This is a genomic window from Brevibacillus aydinogluensis (assembly GCF_961514395.1).
In the GTDB taxonomy this organism is placed as follows: domain Bacteria; phylum Bacillota; class Bacilli; order Brevibacillales; family Brevibacillaceae; genus Brevibacillus; species Brevibacillus aydinogluensis.
This window is the reverse complement of the sequence record NZ_OY569118.1, coordinates 1280965-1298458: the sequence shown is the minus strand read 5'-3', so window position 1 is coordinate 1298458 and position 17494 is coordinate 1280965. Positions and strand designations below refer to the sequence as shown.

General features: G+C 56.4%; 21 protein-coding genes, 1 pseudogene and 1 riboswitch. Of the genes and pseudogenes, 5 read left to right on the top strand and 17 right to left on the bottom strand.

What is annotated here, in order from left to right; all coding sequences use genetic code 11:
• Positions 1-70 precede the first annotated feature (70 nt).
• Positions 71-718: an MBL fold metallo-hydrolase gene (locus Q7F15_RS06380; RefSeq protein ID WP_304415269.1), complete on the bottom strand. Its 648-nt coding sequence runs from the start codon at positions 716-718 to the stop codon at positions 71-73.
• A 73-nt stretch (positions 719-791) separates the two neighbouring features.
• On the opposite strand from Q7F15_RS06380, the gene Q7F15_RS06375 reads away from it, so the two are divergent.
• Entirely contained in the window at positions 792-1280 is a 489-nt protein-coding gene (locus Q7F15_RS06375) for a hypothetical protein (RefSeq protein ID WP_249178844.1), read from the top strand.
• A 67-nt stretch (positions 1281-1347) separates the two neighbouring features.
• On the opposite strand, the gene Q7F15_RS06370 is transcribed toward Q7F15_RS06375, so the two are convergent.
• Positions 1348-1794, bottom strand: coding sequence for a hypothetical protein (locus tag Q7F15_RS06370; protein WP_171564406.1), 447 nt, complete (start codon positions 1792-1794; stop codon positions 1348-1350).
• A 154-nt stretch (positions 1795-1948) separates the two neighbouring features.
• On the opposite strand from Q7F15_RS06370, the gene Q7F15_RS06365 reads away from it, so the two are divergent.
• Positions 1949-2425 (top strand): DinB family protein, encoded by a 477-nt coding sequence (locus tag Q7F15_RS06365; protein WP_304415268.1) that lies wholly within the window; start codon positions 1949-1951, stop codon positions 2423-2425.
• Positions 2426-2788: 363 nt separating this feature from the next.
• Here Q7F15_RS06365 and Q7F15_RS06360 read toward each other — a convergent pair whose 3' ends face one another.
• Positions 2789-4120, bottom strand: a complete 1332-nt coding sequence (locus Q7F15_RS06360; RefSeq protein WP_171564408.1) for a PhoH family protein — start codon at positions 4118-4120, stop codon at positions 2789-2791.
• 195 nt (positions 4121-4315) lie between these two features.
• On the opposite strand from Q7F15_RS06360, the gene Q7F15_RS06355 reads away from it, so the two are divergent.
• Positions 4316-4924, top strand: coding sequence for a YhcN/YlaJ family sporulation lipoprotein (locus Q7F15_RS06355; RefSeq protein ID WP_171564511.1), 609 nt, complete (start codon positions 4316-4318; stop codon positions 4922-4924).
• Between the two features lie 34 nt (positions 4925-4958).
• Here Q7F15_RS06355 and Q7F15_RS06350 read toward each other — a convergent pair whose 3' ends face one another.
• From Q7F15_RS06350 to Q7F15_RS06340, 3 genes are all read right to left on the bottom strand, one after another.
• Entirely contained in the window at positions 4959-6146 is a 1188-nt protein-coding gene (locus Q7F15_RS06350; protein ID WP_230077183.1) for a trans-sulfuration enzyme family protein, read from the bottom strand.
• Positions 6143-7309, bottom strand: coding sequence for an aminotransferase class I/II-fold pyridoxal phosphate-dependent enzyme (locus Q7F15_RS06345; RefSeq protein ID WP_304415267.1), 1167 nt, complete (start codon positions 7307-7309; stop codon positions 6143-6145). Before Q7F15_RS06345 ends, Q7F15_RS06350 begins: the two co-directional genes overlap by 4 nt.
• A 96-nt stretch (positions 7310-7405) precedes the next feature.
• A riboswitch (SAM riboswitch) is annotated at positions 7406-7518 on the bottom strand.
• 89 nt (positions 7519-7607) lie between these two features.
• Positions 7608-8066, bottom strand: a complete 459-nt coding sequence (locus Q7F15_RS06340) for a pyridoxamine 5'-phosphate oxidase family protein (protein WP_171564411.1) — start codon at positions 8064-8066, stop codon at positions 7608-7610.
• A gap of 150 nt (positions 8067-8216) precedes the next feature.
• Here Q7F15_RS06340 and Q7F15_RS06335 point away from each other — a divergent pair, with 150 nt between their 5' ends.
• Positions 8217-8549: a DUF5665 domain-containing protein gene (locus tag Q7F15_RS06335; protein WP_171564412.1), complete on the top strand. Its 333-nt coding sequence runs from the start codon at positions 8217-8219 to the stop codon at positions 8547-8549.
• Positions 8550-8552: 3 nt separating this feature from the next.
• Here the strand turns inward: Q7F15_RS06335 and Q7F15_RS06330 are convergent, their stop codons facing one another.
• The 5 genes from Q7F15_RS06330 to Q7F15_RS06310 form a co-directional block, all read right to left on the bottom strand.
• The gene (locus Q7F15_RS06330) at positions 8553-9851 is read right to left on the bottom strand and encodes a hypothetical protein (RefSeq protein ID WP_304415266.1); all 1299 of its coding nucleotides are present in this window, start codon (positions 9849-9851) and stop codon (positions 8553-8555) included.
• A 205-nt stretch (positions 9852-10056) separates the two neighbouring features.
• On the bottom strand, positions 10057-10329 hold the full coding sequence (locus Q7F15_RS06325) for a hypothetical protein (RefSeq protein ID WP_171564414.1): 273 nt from the start codon (positions 10327-10329) through the stop codon (positions 10057-10059).
• A gap of 10 nt (positions 10330-10339) precedes the next feature.
• Complete coding sequence (locus tag Q7F15_RS06320; protein WP_171564415.1) at positions 10340-10666, bottom strand: YlaH-like family protein; 327 nt, start codon at positions 10664-10666, stop codon at positions 10340-10342.
• Between the two features lie 3 nt (positions 10667-10669).
• Entirely contained in the window at positions 10670-10804 is a 135-nt protein-coding gene (locus Q7F15_RS06315; RefSeq protein WP_304415265.1) for a hypothetical protein, read from the bottom strand.
• Positions 10801-11529: a deoxyribonuclease IV gene (locus tag Q7F15_RS06310; protein WP_304415264.1), complete on the bottom strand. Its 729-nt coding sequence runs from the start codon at positions 11527-11529 to the stop codon at positions 10801-10803. Before Q7F15_RS06310 ends, Q7F15_RS06315 begins: the two co-directional genes overlap by 4 nt.
• Before the next feature lie 159 nt (positions 11530-11688).
• On the opposite strand from Q7F15_RS06310, the gene Q7F15_RS06305 reads away from it, so the two are divergent.
• The gene (locus Q7F15_RS06305; protein WP_171564417.1) at positions 11689-11919 is read left to right on the top strand and encodes a hypothetical protein; all 231 of its coding nucleotides are present in this window, start codon (positions 11689-11691) and stop codon (positions 11917-11919) included.
• Between the two features lie 81 nt (positions 11920-12000).
• Here Q7F15_RS06305 and typA read toward each other — a convergent pair whose 3' ends face one another.
• The 6 genes and pseudogenes from typA to Q7F15_RS06275 all read right to left on the bottom strand — a co-directional run.
• The gene (typA, locus tag Q7F15_RS06300; RefSeq protein WP_171564418.1) at positions 12001-13842 is read right to left on the bottom strand and encodes a translational GTPase TypA; all 1842 of its coding nucleotides are present in this window, start codon (positions 13840-13842) and stop codon (positions 12001-12003) included.
• 171 nt (positions 13843-14013) lie between these two features.
• Entirely contained in the window at positions 14014-14418 is a 405-nt protein-coding gene (gene speD / locus Q7F15_RS06295) for an adenosylmethionine decarboxylase (RefSeq protein ID WP_171564419.1), read from the bottom strand.
• A gap of 234 nt (positions 14419-14652) precedes the next feature.
• Positions 14653-15249 carry a hypothetical protein gene (locus Q7F15_RS06290; protein WP_230077186.1) on the bottom strand — a complete coding sequence of 199 codons (597 nt, stop codon included), beginning with the start codon at positions 15247-15249 and terminating at the stop codon, positions 14653-14655.
• Positions 15250-15573: 324 nt separating this feature from the next.
• Positions 15574-16098 carry a DUF4446 family protein gene (locus tag Q7F15_RS06285; RefSeq protein ID WP_304415263.1) on the bottom strand — a complete coding sequence of 175 codons (525 nt, stop codon included), beginning with the start codon at positions 16096-16098 and terminating at the stop codon, positions 15574-15576.
• Positions 16099-16174: 76 nt separating this feature from the next.
• Positions 16175-16828: an endonuclease III domain-containing protein gene (locus tag Q7F15_RS06280; protein WP_230077187.1), complete on the bottom strand. Its 654-nt coding sequence runs from the start codon at positions 16826-16828 to the stop codon at positions 16175-16177.
• Between the two features lie 186 nt (positions 16829-17014).
• Positions 17015-17296, bottom strand: a pseudogene (locus Q7F15_RS06275) (YkzI domain-containing protein); the annotation flags it as partial.
• Positions 17297-17494 lie beyond the last annotated feature (198 nt).

The following is a 17494-nucleotide window of genomic DNA, read 5'->3' as shown; positions in this document are numbered from 1 at the left end:
TTTGCACTGGCTTTTTCCTTATTCGGCCGCTCGTCCGCTGGGGATGCGGATGACAGCCGGCGAAGCTCGGTTACCGCAGCAAGCCCGTCACAAACGGGTTGTACAGCTTTTCCGCTTCGATCGTGGTTTTCGGACCGTGCCCCGGGTAGACGATCGTGTCGTCATCCAGCTCAAACAGTTTGTCCTGAATGCTGATCATCAGTGTCTCGAAATTTCCTCCCGGCAGGTCTGTCCGCCCGATGCTTTGGGCAAACAGGACGTCGCCGCCGAAGCAATGCTGTCCCACCACAAACGAGCAGCTCCCCGGCGAGTGTCCGGGCGTGTGCAGGACGCGGATGGTCAGTCCGGCCAGCTCCAGCGTTTGCCCGTCGGCCAGCTCGTGCTCGGCCGGCTCGCAGACAATGGGTTCTGACAAGTTCCAGCGGGTCGAGCCGTTCAGATCGGGATCGGTCAGCCAGCTCTGCTCCAGCGGATGGATGTAGACCGGTGCGCCGGTCAGGGCACGCACCTGATTCAGCCCGCCGATGTGGTCCAGATGCGCATGGGTCAGCAGGATGGCGACGATGTTTTTTCCCTCCAGAGCGCGAAGGAGCGCCGCCGGTTCCATCCCCGGGTCGATCACGATGCTCTGCCCGGTTTCCGGGTTGGTCAAAATGTAGGCGTTGGTTTGAAACGGCCCCAGTACGTATTTCTCAATGGTCAATTGTGGTTCGTTCATGGGTGAACCTCCTTTTTTTATGATACGATATGGATAATACTCAACGTGAAACGGAGTGAGACTGTTGAAGCGCATGTACGGTGTGGACATGCAGGTGCCGGACGGCAAACGGCCCGGCTTCTATGCTCAAGTCATACATAAAATCGGGGATCATGTCAATGTGTTTGACCGCGACGGCCGACTGTTTATTGTAGAAAGCCCGCACGAACGGGACACCTTGCGGGACATCTTGCAAAAGGCGGGAATGCTGGGCGAAGAATTTACGCTCTGGCTGCTCCCCGAGGGAGCGGACATCGCCCACCTGGACGACGTCGGATTCGTCAGTCAGAACGAACACGTGTATCTCTACGCTGACCGCGTCGCCGCGTTTTCACTGGACGCTGCCGCCGGCGAGGAACGCGACCGCTGGGCAGCTCTGGAGCAGTGCCGGGAACACGTGATCGGAACGCTGCACGCATCGTCATCCCGCCCCACGCTGTACCTCGTGGACGCCAACCAGACTGACCTGATCGAAGGAATTGCCCGCGCCTACCGGACGGCCGTCACGTGGTGGAACGAGTGAGACAAGCCCATCTCATGAAAAAACCATGCGGCTTTCCACTCGAGTGAAAGCCGCATGAATCGCCTCGTCAGTTTCTTGGTCCTCTGACCTTTTGTCTTGGCTTGTGCGGAAAGTTGTCGCCGTTGACGTTTTGTTTCCACCCTTCCAGAATCTTCAAGACGGAGGCAAACAACGGCGATCCAAAGACAGCGACAATCCCCCAGATCCAGGTGCCCACTTTCCACGGATTGTCGACAAAGGCGGATGGCGCCCCGACGAGAATCAGCGCGGGATCAAGGCCGAGCAGTGCGAAAATGACGCCTGCGGACACGACGGAGATGATCAGATTGCAAAACTTTTTGTAATGTGTCAGCCGAGCGGCGTGGTTGTGGTCTTCCAACCGGTCTTGTTCGGCCTCGTAATCAGTGGCGAGGAAGGGTACCACCGACTTGACTGCTTCCGTCACCCCGGCGGCCGCGCTGGACACCGCCGTGATGTAAATCATAAAGGAAATGGATGAATCCAGACTGACCATGTCTACTCCCCCCTCATTCATGTGTATGGGGGATAAGCCCGACGCATGACCTTCGATGAAACCGTCTCGATGTTCGATCATTGGCAGGTGTTTGCCCGCCGAAAGCGAATACAATCACACGTATGGCAAATTTAGGGAAAGGTGGTAGTCACCCGTGCACGATTACGCATTTGTCTGGAAGCAGTACGATCTGGTTCGCGGCATCACTCTGGCGGTATTGAAGGATCTGCCCACAGAGCAGGCGGATATCGTTCCGGAAGGCTTTTCCAACAACATCCGTTGGAATCTGGGACATATTCTGACCGTTCAGGAAAGCTGTATGTACGGTCTCGAATTTACACACCTGCCTGCCTCGTACAAAACGCTGTTCGGACCGGGCACGAAACCGGCGGACTGGCAGGGAGAGGTGCCACCCCTGTCCACGTTGGCCGAACAGTTGGAAGAGCAAAAGGAGCGAATCAAGCGAACCTTCCGTGAACGGCTCAACCAGGAATTGCCGCAGCCGTTCGTCTTGCGAAACACGCAGATGACCACACTGGGCGAGATGTTCGTTTTTTCGCTCTTTCACGAGGGGATGCACATCAGTACAATCAACACACTGAAAAAGGCACTGGCCATAACGCATTCATAAACCCCTTTTGCCCGGCTCTTGCAGCCCGGGCTTTTTTCTTTTCCCGAAGTTCCCTTCTCAAATCATCCGCCCCGTCCAATCGGCCGCTGTAAGCTGAAAAATGAAAAACCGCTCCAACAAGGAGCGGTTGTGTCGAGCCCTTCTGTTCTGGGGTACTACCGGTTATTCTCTTTGGCACGTCAGCCTCCATCCATAGAGTCTGTTACCTAAAGAGCTCGGGTTCCGCCACTTTGACCAAGATCGACTGCATGATCATAAATAACCACGCTTTTTCGCCTCCCAAGAAGGCTTGTCGCCGTTGATCCATCAATCATCGGGCTCGACGTTTTACAGTATGCGCTGATTTTTGGTTTCTATGCATCCCTACAGCAGATCGGCCGCCAACTGCGCCAGCACGCTGCGTTCCCCTTTTTCCAGCTTGATATGGCCCGCCAGCTTTTGCGTCTTGAACATCTCCACCACGTAGGTCAGTCCGTTGTTGCTCTCGTCCAGATAGGGGTGGTCGATCTGCTCCGGGTCTCCCATGAGCACAATTTTTGACCCTTCGCCGACCCGGGTCAGGATCGTCTTCACCTCGTGTTTGGTCAAGTTCTGCGCCTCGTCGATAATGATGAACTGACCGGGAATGGAGCGTCCGCGAATGTACGTCAGTGCCTCCACCTGGATGCTTCCCATGCCGGCGAGGATCTTGTCCAGATCACCCGGGTGCTTGGTATTAAACAAATATTCCAAATTATCGTAAATCGGCTGCATCCACGGCCGCAGTTTCTCTTCCTTTTCCCCGGGGAGAAAGCCAATATCTTTTCCCAGTGGGACAATGGGTCTGGCCACCAGCAGCTTCTTGTACGTCTGCAGGTCCTCGATCTGCAACAGCCCCGCCGCCAGCGCCAGGAGTGTTTTGCCGGTACCAGCCTTGCCCGTCATGGTGACAAGCGGAATCTCCTCCCGCAGCAGCAGTTCCATGGCCATGCGCTGCTGCACGTTGCGGGCGCGAATGCCCCAGACCGGATCGTCGCTCGTCACCAACATCTCCAGCGTCCTGCCTTCTGCGTCCACTTTGCCGATCGCGGAGATCGAGGGATTGATCTCGTCTTTTAAAATCAGGAACTGGTGCGGAAAAAACCGGGTATTGGGAAAACAGGCTGACAGGTTCAGCTTGCGGGAGGCGTAGTACGTTTGAATGATGTGGGAAGCCACTGTCAGCTTTTCGCAACCAGCATAAATACTGGAGTGCTCGACGACGCGGTCGGACAGGAAATCTTCCGCTTTCAGGCCGAGCGCGTCCGCCTTTACCCGCATCAGGGCATCTTTGCTGACGAGAATGACGGGACGAGGGCTTGGGGACAGGTTTTCCTCTTCCTGCAGATTTAGCGCTACGGCCAAAATCCGGTTGTCGTTTGTAAATTCTGTAAATTGCTTCTGCAGCTTGTGAAGCGATGAGTGATTCAACTCTACGCGAAACAGACCGCCTGTCTCCAGCGTAATGCCCTGATGCAGATGGCCCAGTTCGCGAAAACTGTCCAACAATCTCGACACGTAACGGGCATTACGGCCAATTTCATCCATATAGCGCTTTTTGGAATCAATTTCTTCCAATACCACGGCGGGTAGGACGATCTCATTGTCCGCAAAGGAGAACATCGCCCGCGGATCTTGCAGGAGTACGTTGGTGTCCAGTACGTAGATTTTCTTCAAAGTCTCGCCTCCTATTACCCATCTTCTCTATTATATGCAGTTGGGGACCGGATGCTCTGCTGTCCGAACGCGATGTATTACAGTGTATGACAAGGGGTGGACGGATAGACGAGAGGCAGAAGAATGAAAACGGGGCAGGCAGAACACAATACGACTAACCATCACCTGTACCGCAGCAATCCAGGGAAAGGAAGTATGACCGTGAAACGGACAGCGATCTATGTACTGAGCGTCAGCCTGCTCCTCTCCGCCTGCATGACGAACAACAAGCCTCCGGCCAACCAGGCGGCTCCGCAGCCCGGCCAAACTGTGCCGGAAACGCAGCGCGTCCAGCAAACCGCCCCGTCCCCAACCTACAACCAGTCGCCGCAGGCAACCGCTGAACGGCTGGTGCGCCTGGCCACGCGGGTGAAAAACGTCAATGACGCGACGGCGGTGGTCCTGGGCAAGTGGGCGGTCGTCGGCATTGATGTCAACGCCCATCTGGATCGGCCGGAAGTGGGCGTGATCAAATACTCGGTGGCGGAAGCGCTGAAAGAAGACCCCCAAGGGGCGAACGCCATCGTCACGGCCGACCCCGATATCGTGCAGCGGCTGCGGGAAATGGCTGCTGACATCCAACGCGGTCGTCCCGTGACCGGCTTGGCCGAAGAACTGGCGGACATCGTCGGGAGGCTCATGCCGCAGCTGCCGCGCGACGTGCAAAAACGGGAAGAGACGCCTACCAGGGAAAACGAACAGCGGATCAACAAAAGCGGCAACTCCAAACCGCAGGGAAATGAAAAAATCCCGGTGAACCGCTGACCATCGTCCGAAACAATACAGGCATTTTCCGGGCTTACGCCCAGGAAAATGCCTGTTTGTCGTCTGCCACCTGCTCTGCGGGTCCAAGCGCGTCCAATGCCTGCTCCAGGTCTTGAAGCAGGTCGACAGCGTCCTCCAGGCCCGCGGAGAGACGGATCAGTCCGTCCGTAATTCCACGCCGCTTACGCTCTGCGGGCGGCATGGCGGCATGGGACATCATCGCCGGATAGGAAAGAATCGTTTCGACCGCACCCAGACTGACGGCGACAATCGGAAGCTTGACGCGGTCAAACAGCGCTTTGGCCCGCTCGCGGCTGCCCACGTCAAAGGAGAGTACCGCCCCGTGTCCGCTCGCCTGCCGGTTTTGCAGGTCATGACCGTCGTGTTCCGGCAATCCGGTGTAGTAGACGCGGCTGACCGCCGGGTGTGTGGAAAGCCAGCGGGCCAGCTTTTCCGCCGTCTGCGTGCTGACGTCCAGACGCGCTTTCAAGGACTTCAAGCCGCGCAGCACCAGCCAGGAATCCTGCACGCCGAGGATCGCTCCCATGCCGTTTTGGATCATGTAGAGCTGCTCACCCAATGCCGCCTCCTTGGTCACGGCCAACCCGGCCACGACGTCACTGTGGCCGCCGATGAACTTGGTCGCGCTGTGGATCACCACGTCCGCGCCCAGCTCCAGAGGCCGCTGATAGTACGGCGTCATAAACGTATTGTCCACGATCACCAGCAGTCCCCGCTGTTTCGCCAGCGCGCAGACAGCGGCGATGTCCGTCACTTTCAGCGTCGGGTTGGACGGAGTTTCCAGGTAGATGCCCTTGGTCTCGGGACGGATGGCTGCTTCCACCTGCTCCAACGACGTGGTATCGACAAAGCTGACGGCGATCCCCATGCGGGACAGAACATTGGTCAAGAAGCGGTAGGTGCCGCCGTATACGTCCTCCGCCACCACGACGTGATCTCCGGCGGAGAACAGCATGAACACACTGGAGATGGCCGCCATACCGGAAGCAAAGGCGAATCCGCGCTCGCCTCCCTCCAAAACGGCGATTGCCTCTTCCAACGCATGCCGTGTGGGATTGCCCGAACGGGCGTAATCGTAAACGACGGGCCGGTCCAGATCAGCCTGGTGAAAGGTGGACGCCTGATAAATGGGCACCGAGGCCGCCCCTGTCACCGGGTCGATACAACTGGTGCCGTGCAGCAGTTTGGTGGCAAACTTCATCGTACGCTCCCTCCCGTCAGTGAGAGACTTGCATCCAGAGCCTGACACACGTCAGCGATCAGGTCGTCGGGATGTTCGATCCCGACCGACAGCCGCAGCAGCCGGTCGCACACGCCCACGTACTCGCGAATCTCTTGCGGGATGTCGGCATGCGTCTGCGTCGCCGGATAGGTGCACAGCGACTCCACGCCGCCCAGGCTTTCCGCAAACGATATGATCCGTAAGCTCTCCAGAAACGGCGCCACCTGTTCAGCCGAGCGCAGGCGGAACGAAACCATCCCGCTGAACCCGCTGGCCTGCCTGCACTGCACCTCATAACCGGGATGCTCCGGCAAACCGGGATAATAAACGTCCGTCACGGCAGGGTGTTCCCGCAATGTCTTTACAATCGCCAAGGCATTTGTCTGATGGCGTTCCATTCGCAGAGCCAGCGTCTTCATCCCCCGCAGCAGCAGCCAACAGTCCTGCGGCCCCAGCACCGCTCCGATCGAATTGTGCAAAAACCGGATTTTTTCGGACAACTCTTCACCCTTTGTGACGATCAATCCAGCGAGGACGTCGTTGTGGCCGCCGAGGTATTTGGTCGCGCTGTGCAGCACCAGGTCAGCCCCCAACTCCAGCGGCCGCTGACAGAACGGCGTCATGAACGTGTTGTCCACAATGGTCAACAGCCCGTTTCGCTTGGCCACCTCTGCCACCGCCGCGATGTCGGTGATCTGCATCAGGGGATTGGTCGGCGTTTCCACAAAAACAGCCCGCGTCTCCGGGCAGATTGCTTCTTCCAGATTCTTCACGTCACGCAGGTCGACATAGCTGAAGCGAAGTCCGTAACGTGAGAGCACCTGCTCGAACAACCGGTACGTCCCGCCGTACAGATCGAGCGATACGACCAGGTGATCTCCCTGGGAGAACAGTCCCATGACCGTATGTATCGCGGCCATGCCGGAAGCACAGGCAAACCCGGCGTCTCCCCCTTCCGCTTCGGCAATCGTCTGCTCCAGCACGGTCCGGGTCGGGTTGGCTGTGCGCGTGTAATCGTACCCCGTGCTCTGCCCGAGGGCGGGATGGCGATACGCGGTGGCGTTGTAAACGGGAAAGCTGATTGCGCCGGTCCGCTCGTCTTTGGCGACGCCCGCCTGCACCAATTTTGTCTCCAGATGCATATGGATCTCTCCCTCCAACAAAATGACCGAGGGCATTAAAAAAAGCCCTCTTTTCTCTGAAAAGAAGGCTTTGTTTACGCGTACGTAAGCAAATCCTTCTCATCTTTCAGAGCGTTACACTCTGCAGGAATTAGCACCAGTATCCCCTTGTACAGGTGATTGGTTGCCGGGCATCATCGGGCCAGTCCCTCCGCCTCTCTGGATAAGAAGTTTGCTATGCAATTTGCAATTGGTTGACCTTATACTACCGAAATCGGCAGTACCTGTCAACCTGTTTTTCATTATGCTGGTAACCCGATCACGTTGCGTTTTTCAATGCGGTCATCACCTGGTTGTCCAGTTTGCTGGCCGCTTTTTTGTCGTACGTCTTTTCATATTGGGGCTCGACCGAGATGCGGGAGCCGTAGAACATCACGTCGCGAACGGCCTCGATGGCCACTTCCACCATCGCCAGCTTCAGCGGGACATTCTCCATCCGTTCCGTCTTGATCGTCGCCCTGCCGTTGATGGCATAGGAGGAACCGGCCCCGATCAAGTGCAGCACGACCTGCGGTTCCTTGGCAATGTTGGCCAAAATACGAGAGCGGTTGTCTACGGCGAAACGGATCAACTGCGGCGTCGGCGCAAACGTCCAGGAAAGGGAACTGAGCGACGGAGCGCCGGACTCGTGGTCAATCGTTCCGAGTGTGACAAAACGCTCCTGCTGCAAAAGCGCGAACAGTTCCTCCGAAAGCGTTTGGGAAACGGTTTCAGCCATTCCGATGCCTCCTTGAAAAGGGAATGTACGTCTATTGTACCTACCCGCCTGGCGATAGGCAAACCTTTCCGTCCAACACCTTGCTTCTCACCCGTTTTTTTCCTACACTGATACGTAACGGGAACGAATGCAAGACAGGAGGAGAGCCGCATGCCCCCATCCCCCACCGACCGCTTGCTGGCCAAGATCGACAAGCTGCTGGCAGAGCTGCAGGAAGTGCGCAAACTGAACGAACGGATGGACAAAATCGCCCTCTTTCTGGAGGATATCCGCCTCGCCGACGTGATTCAAAATTATACAGCCCCGAGCAAGCTGCTGTGGATCAACTTCCTCGCAGGTCTTGCCCGAGGCCTGGGATTGACGATCGGTACGGCCATCGTCCTGGTGCTGCTCGGCTCTTTTCTCAGCCAGTTCCTGTCAGTCCCGATTATCGGCGATTACATCCGCCAATTGATCGATTACGTGCAGGCCTATCGACAGTAAGCCTTATTTGTGATCGTCGTCATCACCGTGCTTTTTCCCATTGCCGTTGCCTTTCGGTCCCTTATCCTTGTCTTTTCCCTTGTCTTTGCCTTTTTCATCGTCATCGCCGTTGACCGGCTTGTTGTGCGGGATGTCGGCTTTGGCCACAAGTTTGCCGTCCAGGTACAGCTCGAGGTGGACTGCTTTCGCGCTGTACGAGCGATCGTGGTACTTCAGCTTCGCCTCAAACCGGCCGTCTTTCACTTTCACCTCGTGCTTTTTGCCGTCCGGCGCCACGACGTACAGCTTCACCTTGCCCTTGCCGTTCAGGCCGTCAATGCTTCCTTTCACGCGAACCTGTTTTTCCTTGGCATTGATCGTTGCGGTTCCCTCGATGCGGTAGCTGTGCGGCTTGTCAGCGGCGTTGATTACCTTCAGCTCCACGGATTCGGAATCGATTTTCTTGCCGTCTTTGTAAGCTGCGATCAACACCTTGCCTTTGCCGGCCTGTACGTCCTTCAGGCTGACAGAGAAAGAGCCGACGCCTTGCCACAGCTTTTTCACGTTCGCTTCTTTGGATTTGCCGTTGTACGTGACGACCACCTTGTCCGCTTCCTGGCTGATGATGCCGTTTACTTTCAGTTCCTGTTTCTTCTCATCCAACAGAGCCAAGGTGTGAATCAGCACGTCGGCCTGCACGACAGTTCCCGTGTTTACCTGCACCTTGCGGGTGTCCACCAGCTTGTCGTCCACGTACGCCTTGACTGTCGCGTACTGCGGCGTGGCGCTTACGATCGCCGTAAAGCTGACCGTGAAGGTATCCTCCGCAGTGGGAATCACTTCGATCGTGCCGCCGTTTGGCTTTTCGACGACTACTTTGGTCACATGTTCCGACACTTTCCCTTTCAGGTACGTAATTGTGTCGCGGGTCTCCGGTTTCACGCTGATGAAACCTTGTTCGTTGACGTCAAAACGGACTTCCAGGTAGATGTCGGCGTAGTGTTCGCGGTAGACGCGCTCCCACTCTTCCGGATGTTCCTCGATGTACGTCCGCAATTTGGCGTCCAGCCCGATCTCTTTTACGACCAGATACAGGTGGTCGGCCTGCGTTTTCAACAGCATGTTCAGCGTCGCCGGATCGTTTGCCGCCAGCTTTTTCAGATTGTATCGGGTGACGTGTTTGCTTTCATCGTTCATGACAACTTTGGTGCTGTTTGTTGCGGGTACGGGGGTGCTCGCATCTGCCAGGAGCGGAGTCACTCCCCCGATGATCGCCGCGGCAGTCACGACTGCCAATACGGGCTTGGTTCCTATTTTCTTCATGCTGCCTTCTCCTCTCTATGTAGTTCCTGCCCTGGACACCCTAACAGACGACAGGTTTCCTGCAAAGGTTGCAGTTACGGCTAAAAACGGGGGATGCCGAGACCAGATTGGGACAAACGACACAAAAAAACCCCGCCTCTGGCGGAGACGGGGATAATGCTGAAGTCCCAACCGTTCTTTCGTTCGGCGGAGCCTCATGCCGGTTCTACTCGTTATACCGGGGTTCGTTTTCGATTGCAGCCAAAAGCGATTCCGCTTCCTCCGAGGGATAGCGGCGTTCCCAGACTTCGTCGGGGAAGACGCAGCGAACCACGTACCAGTCCCCTTCGCGGCGATACTCGCATTCCGATGCCTGGTGGTCCTCTCTCAGGATGTCCGCGAAAAATGCTGCCGTATCCAGAGCGGACCGGTCATCCGGCCGGGCGTCGGCGACGATTTGAATCTGCAGCCAGTTGTAGAGCGCATCCTCCCGCTTCACGACGGTTCCCTCACTTCCCGCTGCGTTCTCCCGGCTTGTTCCGCATCTTGACGATCACCAGAATGGCAACGGCGACCAAAAGTGCGCTTTTCACCGGGAGCTGCACGTCCAGAATGGCAAAAATCAATGCGCCGATAAAGAGCAGCACATACAACAGGAGCGTTTTCAGAATCGGCATGCGCCAGCGGGTGGCAAACCCGAGATAGTACACGATGATCAACTCGACAAAAATGATCCAGGTGCGGTAGTGGTCCGCCCACAAGCGGAAGCTGTCGTACGCCGACAGCTGGTCCGGTGCGGCTGGTGAATAGGTGGAGGCAAGCTCAAACCACTCCATGCGTCACCCCTCCTGCCCCGCAGCGTCCAGGCCCTCGCGGCGCAGTTCGTGCAGGTACACCATCTCGTCTGCGTACTCCCGTTCGTCTTCCACTGGGGTTTCCAATACAACCGGCAGGTGCTGGAGTTTGTCGCTCACCAGGAATTTGGCCAGCGCTTCACTGCCAATCTCCCCTTTGCCGATTTTTTCGTGGCGGTCTTTCCGGCTGGCAAAGGGGCCTTGCTGTCGTTGAAGTGGATCGCCACCAGGTGCTCCAGATAGCCTGTCCGCTCCATCTCTTCCAGCAGGTCGTCAAACGTCTCTCCTCTCCACTGCCCGGCGGCAAAGGCGTGGCACGTGTCAAAGCAGAACCCGATTTTCTCGGGGAAACGGGTGGCGGCGCGAATCTCCATCAGATCCCGGATCGTCAGTCCCAGTTCGGAGCCTTGGCCAGCCGTGTTTTCCAGCAGGAGCTTGACCGGACCGTCGTACTGCTCCAGAATCAGGTCCAACGTCTCTACCATTCGTTTTGTCCCGTATTCTTCCCCTTCGCCGACGTGCTTGCCGCAGTGCACCACGGCGCCGACCGCCCCGTAGGCTTCGGCAATATGCAAATCTTCCAAAATCGAGCGAATCGTCACTTCCTGCAGATCCGGCTTGGGCGTAGACAGGTTGGTGATGTAGGGGGTGTGGCAGACCAGGGTGAGATCGTGCTTTTGCAGCAGGTCCACCCCTTTGGTCGCGTCCCGGTAGTCAATTTTTTTCGGGCGCAGACCGCGCGGGTTCTTCGTAAACACCTGCAGCGATTCCGCCCCCAGCTCAATGGCGCGCAGGACTGCTTGTTCCAGTCCCTTGCCAACGCTGATATGGCATCCGATTTTCAATCTGGTTTCACTCCCACGATAAAATCTGTCCATTTAACTTTATCAGTTGGCCCGTGCTCTGTCAAAATGAGAACCCTGCGCATGCAGCAGTATCATAAAACCCAATCCGTCCGCTTACCTATGAAGTAGTGACCATTCAGCAGAGCGGGAGGGAAACGGGTGAAACATGCACAAGCGATGGCCAGCGTACAATTTTTGCAGGAGCGGTTCGCCTACCGCACCATGTACGACTCGGTGAGAAAAAGCGGACTGGGCCAAGTGCGAACGATTGTGGTGCAAAACCAGGACGGCGTAGTCCGTGTCCTGCAAAGCACCGTGCGAAACGGAACAGAATCGCTGCAGCAGATCATCCTCGCCGAGGAAGAACTAAACATCCTGAAACAGCTGTAGCCAATCCCACGAACAAACCGCATGACGGAAAAAAGAAAAGCCGTGCTGCCTGTATAGACAGTACGGCTTCTTCCGTTGTCGTTACGCCTGTGCCTGCGCTTCCCAGCGTTTTTGCTTTTCGTAGCGCTCCCGCTCCGACTTGGTCAGGAACTTCTTGCGCAGGCGGACAGACTGCGGCGTCACTTCGCACAGTTCGTCGTCGTTCAGATACTCCAGCGCTTCCTCCAGCGTCAGCAGACGGGGGGTTTTCATCTTCACCGTCTCTTCTTTGGTCGCCGAGCGGACGTTGGTGGCGTGCTTTTCCTTGCAGACGTTGACGGTCAAGTCGTTGTCCCGGTTGTGCTCGCCTACGATCATCCCCTCGTACACCTCTGTCCCCGGGGTGATAAACATCACGCCGCGGTCTTCGACGGACATCAGACCGTACGTGGTCGCTGTGCCCGTCTCGTTGGAGATCAGCACGCCGGCACGGCGGCCGCCCACGCTGCCGGGAACGTACGGACGGTAGCTGTCAAACGAATGGTTCATGATGCCGTATCCGCGGGTAATGGTCAAAAACTCGGTGCGGTAGCCGATCAGCCCGCGGGAGGGAATGATGAACTCCATCCGCACCTGGCCGAAGCCGTTGTTGATCATGTTGACCATCTCTGCCTTGCGCTGACCCAGCGTCTCCATGACGGCACCCGTGTACTCCTCCGGCACATCGATAATCAGGCGCTCCGCCGGCTCCATTTTTTGGCCGTCGATTTCCCGCACGATCACTTCCGGTTTGGAGACGGCAAGCTCAAACCCTTCCCGGCGCATGTTTTCCACCAGGATGGAGAGATGAAGTTCGCCCCGGCCGGATACGATAAACGCGTCGGGCGAATCGGTCTCCTCCACACGCAGCGACACGTCTGTCTCCAGCTCCGCCATCAACCGGTCGCGCAGTTTGCGGGAGGTGACGTGTTTGCCCTCCCGTCCGGCAAACGGACTGTTGTTGACGAGGAAGGTCATCTGCAGCGTCGGCTCGTCAATTTTCAACAGGGGCAGCGGATCGGGATGATCGACGTGGCAGACGGTCTCGCCGACGTTGATGTCCTCCAGTCCGGCGATCGCCACAATGTCCCCCGCTTTGGCCGTCTTTTGCTCCACGCGCTGCAGGCCGGAAAAGCCGAACAGCTTCTGCACGCGCATCCGCTTGATCGAGCCGTCCCGTTTGACGACAGCCACCATGTCGTTGACGTTGATCGTCCCGCGGTAAATCCGGCCGATGCCGATGCGGCCCAAAAAGTCGTTGTAATCCAGCATCGTGACCTGCATCTGCAGCGGAGACGCTTCATCCGCTTCCGGCGCCGGAATGTGCTTGACGATCGTTTCAAACAGCGGGCCCAGGTCGCCCTGCAATTGATCCGGCTCCATCCCCGCAATGCCCTGCAGACCGGATGCGTATACAATCGGAAACTCCAGCTGCTCTTCCGTCGCGTCCAGGTCGATGAACAGATCGTACACCTCGTTGATCACTTCCTGGGGACGGGCGTTTTCCCGGTCCACCTTGTTCACGACGACGATCGGCGTCACCTTCGCTTCCAGCGCCTTCTTCAGCACGAAACGGGTCTGCGGCATACAGCCTTCAAATGCGTCGACGATAAGCAGCACACCGTCCACCATGCTCATGATCCGCTCCACCTCACCGCCGAAGTCGGCGTGGCCGGGCGTGTCCAGGATGTTGATGGTATACTCCTTGTATTTGACGGACGTCGTTTTCGCCAGGATGGTAATGCCTCGCTCCCGCTCCAGATCGTTGGAGTCCATCATCCGCTCCTCCACCTGCTGGTTGCTGCGGAACGTCCCCGATTGGATCAGCAATTTGTCAACCAGCGTCGTTTTCCCGTGGTCGACGTGGGCAATAATCGCAATGTTGCGGATGTCAAGACGCTTCATGTGTACCTCCTCTAGGTATGCGTACCTTTCATATTATCAGGTTGTGAAAAACGGCACAATGGACACCTGCGATGAACGACGATTGGATGTCACTCAGCCGCCAATCCCGGAGCAGGATTGACGTAAAAGAGGTGCGGATGATTCCGCACCTCTTGGCTTTGCTGGCGATTGTTACTTGCTTGCTACTTCAAACGTCTTGATTTCCGGTTCGGAAACTTGCAGTTCGCCGGTGCCGCGTACCAGTTTCTTCGCGTACACTTTTTCCGGCTTCAGCACGGAAATCAGGTAGTCGATCGCCACTTGCGGATCGACAGTTTCGCCACAGGTGTAGCAGTCCAGAGCGGCAAATCCGCGCTCGGGATAGGTGTGAATGGACAGGTGGCTTTCCGAGAGGAGAACCAGAACGGTAGCCCCTTGAGGAGAAAACTGCTTGGCTTGCACGCCCAATACGGTGGCGCCACACGCTTCGGCAGCCTCAATCATTTCTTTCTTCAAATATTCGGCGTCGTTCAACAAATCAAACTGAACTCCCCATGTGTCAACGGCAACGTGTCTTCCGAAAGTCGAGTATTCCATCTTTCGGTTTCCCCCTTCCTAGCAAGTGTAATGTTAAACATCGCTAGGACCTGCGTCATTCACTAACGGGGGCGGTTTTCCTCATGTAATCCACCCTTTAAAGTGAATCCTGGTTCCTAATCTTGTTTCCAACGAAAACAAACATACCATGCTTCTGCCCAAATGACAATACTTTTTTTGGAGAAAAACCAGGAAAACAAAAAATGGGCGGATGCGCCCATTTTTTGCTTGCTCTTATGCTTCCAATTGAAACAAACGGCGTGACAACGCGGCCAGTCGAAGATCAATCGCATTGACCTTTTCCGGGGCCGTTCTCTTTGCCCAATTACGCAAATCAAGCCATCGATCCGTCTCTTGCCGAATCGATTCGATCTCCTGTTCGCTGCCCATCTGCCGGAACAGGGATTCCAGTTCCCGTGCAACGTTTCCGTTGGTGTTCTCGAAGATGGACACCTCTTCGTCGCCGGAGACTTCCTGAATGCTTACGACAGAGCCTTCGTCGTAATGGTAGACGATTGTAAATCCGTCGTAGATTCGGTGCACGATTCCGTGACCGCGAAATGTTTTCATGGCTTTTCGCATCGCGTTGGCCAACTGCATGTCTCGGATGAGGTAGGAACTTTCACACGAATAACGGTTGCCAGTCCGGTGGAAGGTCAGTTGGATCTCCCCGTTCTGATCCGTCAGCAACACGTCACGATCACCGTTGTCGCATACTTTAACATCGACTGAAATGTGTTCATTGGCGAAGAGCGCGACAAATCGGTCCAGCTCTTCTTCATTCATCGTGAAATAGGCCTTGGCGTAATTGGTTGCTAAACGCTGTGCCATACTATCTCCTCAATTCTTGTAAATTCCTGGCTCGTTCAGACAATAACGACTGCCAATTGAGGAGATACGCTACGTGTCAACAAAGGAACGTTGTAGAATCTGGCCTTGCCCCGTGAATCGATAATCGATTTGGGTAATGAAGGCGGATCACCTACTTTTTGTAATTAAACCGTCCTTGACACTTTTATTATACACGATGTGCAGGCAAAAGTCTTGAGCGAAAAGCGGATGAATTTTCGCAAAAAGCTCAAATATCCCCAAGAAATGGCGAGGAGGGAAAAAGAACTCCCTGAATCTGTGCAATGCGTGCCATTCCTGTAGGATTTACCGGCTTTTCTCATCCGGTCGGCCAGCACTGTTGTTCATCGCTTTGCGAATGGCGGTACGTTCTTCCTCGGAGAGCTGATAAGGAGATTCGCCGCCCTGCACCGGTTTGGCATACATGCGCGATTCATCCCGTCCGTAGATGCTGGTGATGACCACGCCGTTCTGCGCGTCGTCCACGATGGCAAGCGAAAAGCTCAAGTCGCTGCCCAGTTCGGCGAACGCATTGTAGCGGACGAGCGCCACGTTGGCACACTGGCTTCCAACGCGCTGCGCCAGGCGGTTCAGCGTAAACTGCTGGTCATCCTGCCGCTTTTTCACCTCGACCACTTCGTCCATGAGCCGGTGCATGCCCTCTTCCAGGTTGGCCCCGCCCGTCCCCGACAGCAGCCGGTTGAGCGATTTGCGCAGCCGTTTGATCCGCACGGACTGCATGATGATGAGCACGAGCAGGAGGAGGTTAAACGCGAGCACGGTCAACAGCAAGATTGGCGTGTCGGCCGTCAATGATAGGAGTGGTTCCATGCGATGTTTTCTTCCTTTCTGGTGGTGCGTAAATGCCAAAATCCTCTACTATTGTACCTCCGTCCGGTCGGGCAATTCAAATGGAATCATGCAAATATCGGCAATCGTCTGCAAACAAACAGGCCGAACAGCGGGGAAGGCGCTTTGCGCAAATCGCCTTGCCGTGCTCCACGATCAAACCGTGCAGCCGGCGCAGATCTTCCGCCTCCGTCAGCTCCGCCAGAATGGCCCGCCGCACCTGTTCGTAGGAAAGCACTTCGCCGGTGAGCCGCTGCCACAATCGACGGGTATAGGCGTCCCCGGAAATGGTCGGCCGGGTCAATGCGTAGGCCAGGATCGTGTCCGCCGTCTCCGGCCCGATTCCTTTCAGGAGCAGAAGCTGTCGGCGCAGCTCGTCCGTGCTGTCTGTCAACCGGCGAAGCCTGTCCACTCCGCCATGCTCCACGACCCACCCGGCCAGCCGCAGCAGCGCAGCGCTTTTCGCCCGCTGAAATCCGGCCGGACGAATCACCTCCGCCAGTCGTTCGGCCGTCTCGCCAGCCAGTGCCGCCGGTTCAAGCAATCCCGCCTCTTCCAGTCTGTCAAGCGCTTTGCTTGCATTGATCCAGGTCGTATTCTGCACCAGTACGCTCCCCGCCATGCGGGCGAACGGCTCGGTCACCCCCCACCACTCATCCACGGTAAACGACGGGAATGTCCGCTCCAACGTGTGGTATATGCGCTTCCACATGCGCTCATCCCTCCCGCAGACGCGTTTCCCTTTCATTGTAGCAGATACACCGCGAGCAAAAAGACGCCTTCCGCGCCCCATTCCGAGACCAAAAAAAGCGACACCTACCATGACGAGATGTCGCTTTTTTTATTCTCTATGCACATGTTCGAGACTCATCTTCCTGTACGTTCCTCCAGTCGTTCGTTACGCTTCCAGCAGCAGCATTTCACGGCTGAGCTGCTTTAACCGTTCGGTTGATTTGCGAATTTGCACCTTGTCATTCTCCTGCAGCGCATCGTACAGCGTGGCCAGTTCGTAGTCCAGTTCCAGGCGCAGGACGGGTATGCGTTCTTCGGCGTCGCGTCGTTTCAGAGCGGCAATCACCTGATCCATGGTTACATTGCAAGCCTTTTCGTGGATCATTGTTTTCTCAGCTCCTTTTGTTTCGACTGTTCTGACGGCCTCTTCCTGCCGAATGCGCTTTACCGACGAGGTGCCGGTACGTTCATTCGGCCATGCCGTCGGGGGTGTTCGCGCGGAAAAGAAACTGCCTGTAGGACTCCCTTCACGAGACGCTGCTCCCGCTTTCGAGTGTGTGCGGCATCGCGTGCCGGTGGTCCGGCCAAGCCAACCTGCCAGCTCCCCAAACTCCAGATTCCTTGTCGTAGTTCATCCACCCCCATT

What these genes read in the sequence shown, in the direction of transcription:
- Q7F15_RS06280 (WP_230077187.1), bottom strand. Translation starts at nt 16,828, where the DNA reads ATGTGGAAGCGCATATACCACACGTTGGAGCGGACATTCCCGTCGTTT.
- Q7F15_RS06350 (WP_230077183.1), bottom strand. Translation starts at nt 6,146, where the DNA reads ATGAAGTTTGCCACCAAACTGCTGCACGGCACCAGTTGTATCGACCCG.
- typA (WP_171564418.1), bottom strand. Translation starts at nt 13,842, where the DNA reads ATGAAGCGTCTTGACATCCGCAACATTGCGATTATTGCCCACGTCGAC.
- Q7F15_RS06285 (WP_304415263.1), bottom strand. Translation starts at nt 16,098, where the DNA reads ATGGAACCACTCCTATCATTGACGGCCGACACGCCAATCTTGCTGTTG.
- Q7F15_RS06290 (WP_230077186.1), bottom strand. Translation starts at nt 15,249, where the DNA reads ATGGCACAGCGTTTAGCAACCAATTACGCCAAGGCCTATTTCACGATG.
- speD (WP_171564419.1), bottom strand. Translation starts at nt 14,418, where the DNA reads ATGGAATACTCGACTTTCGGAAGACACGTTGCCGTTGACACATGGGGA.
- Q7F15_RS06330 (WP_304415266.1), bottom strand. Translation starts at nt 9,851, where the DNA reads ATGAAGAAAATAGGAACCAAGCCCGTATTGGCAGTCGTGACTGCCGCG.
- Q7F15_RS06340 (WP_171564411.1), bottom strand. Translation starts at nt 8,066, where the DNA reads ATGGCTGAAACCGTTTCCCAAACGCTTTCGGAGGAACTGTTCGCGCTT.
- Q7F15_RS06370 (WP_171564406.1), bottom strand. Translation starts at nt 1,794, where the DNA reads ATGGTCAGTCTGGATTCATCCATTTCCTTTATGATTTACATCACGGCG.
- Q7F15_RS06320 (WP_171564415.1), bottom strand. Translation starts at nt 10,666, where the DNA reads ATGGAGTGGTTTGAGCTTGCCTCCACCTATTCACCAGCCGCACCGGAC.
- Q7F15_RS06375 (WP_249178844.1), top strand. Translation starts at nt 792, where the DNA reads ATGTACGGTGTGGACATGCAGGTGCCGGACGGCAAACGGCCCGGCTTC.
- Q7F15_RS06335 (WP_171564412.1), top strand. Translation starts at nt 8,217, where the DNA reads ATGCCCCCATCCCCCACCGACCGCTTGCTGGCCAAGATCGACAAGCTG.
- Q7F15_RS06345 (WP_304415267.1), bottom strand. Translation starts at nt 7,309, where the DNA reads ATGCATCTGGAGACAAAATTGGTGCAGGCGGGCGTCGCCAAAGACGAG.
- Q7F15_RS06355 (WP_171564511.1), top strand. Translation starts at nt 4,316, where the DNA reads ATGACCGTGAAACGGACAGCGATCTATGTACTGAGCGTCAGCCTGCTC.
- Q7F15_RS06380 (WP_304415269.1), bottom strand. Translation starts at nt 718, where the DNA reads ATGAACGAACCACAATTGACCATTGAGAAATACGTACTGGGGCCGTTT.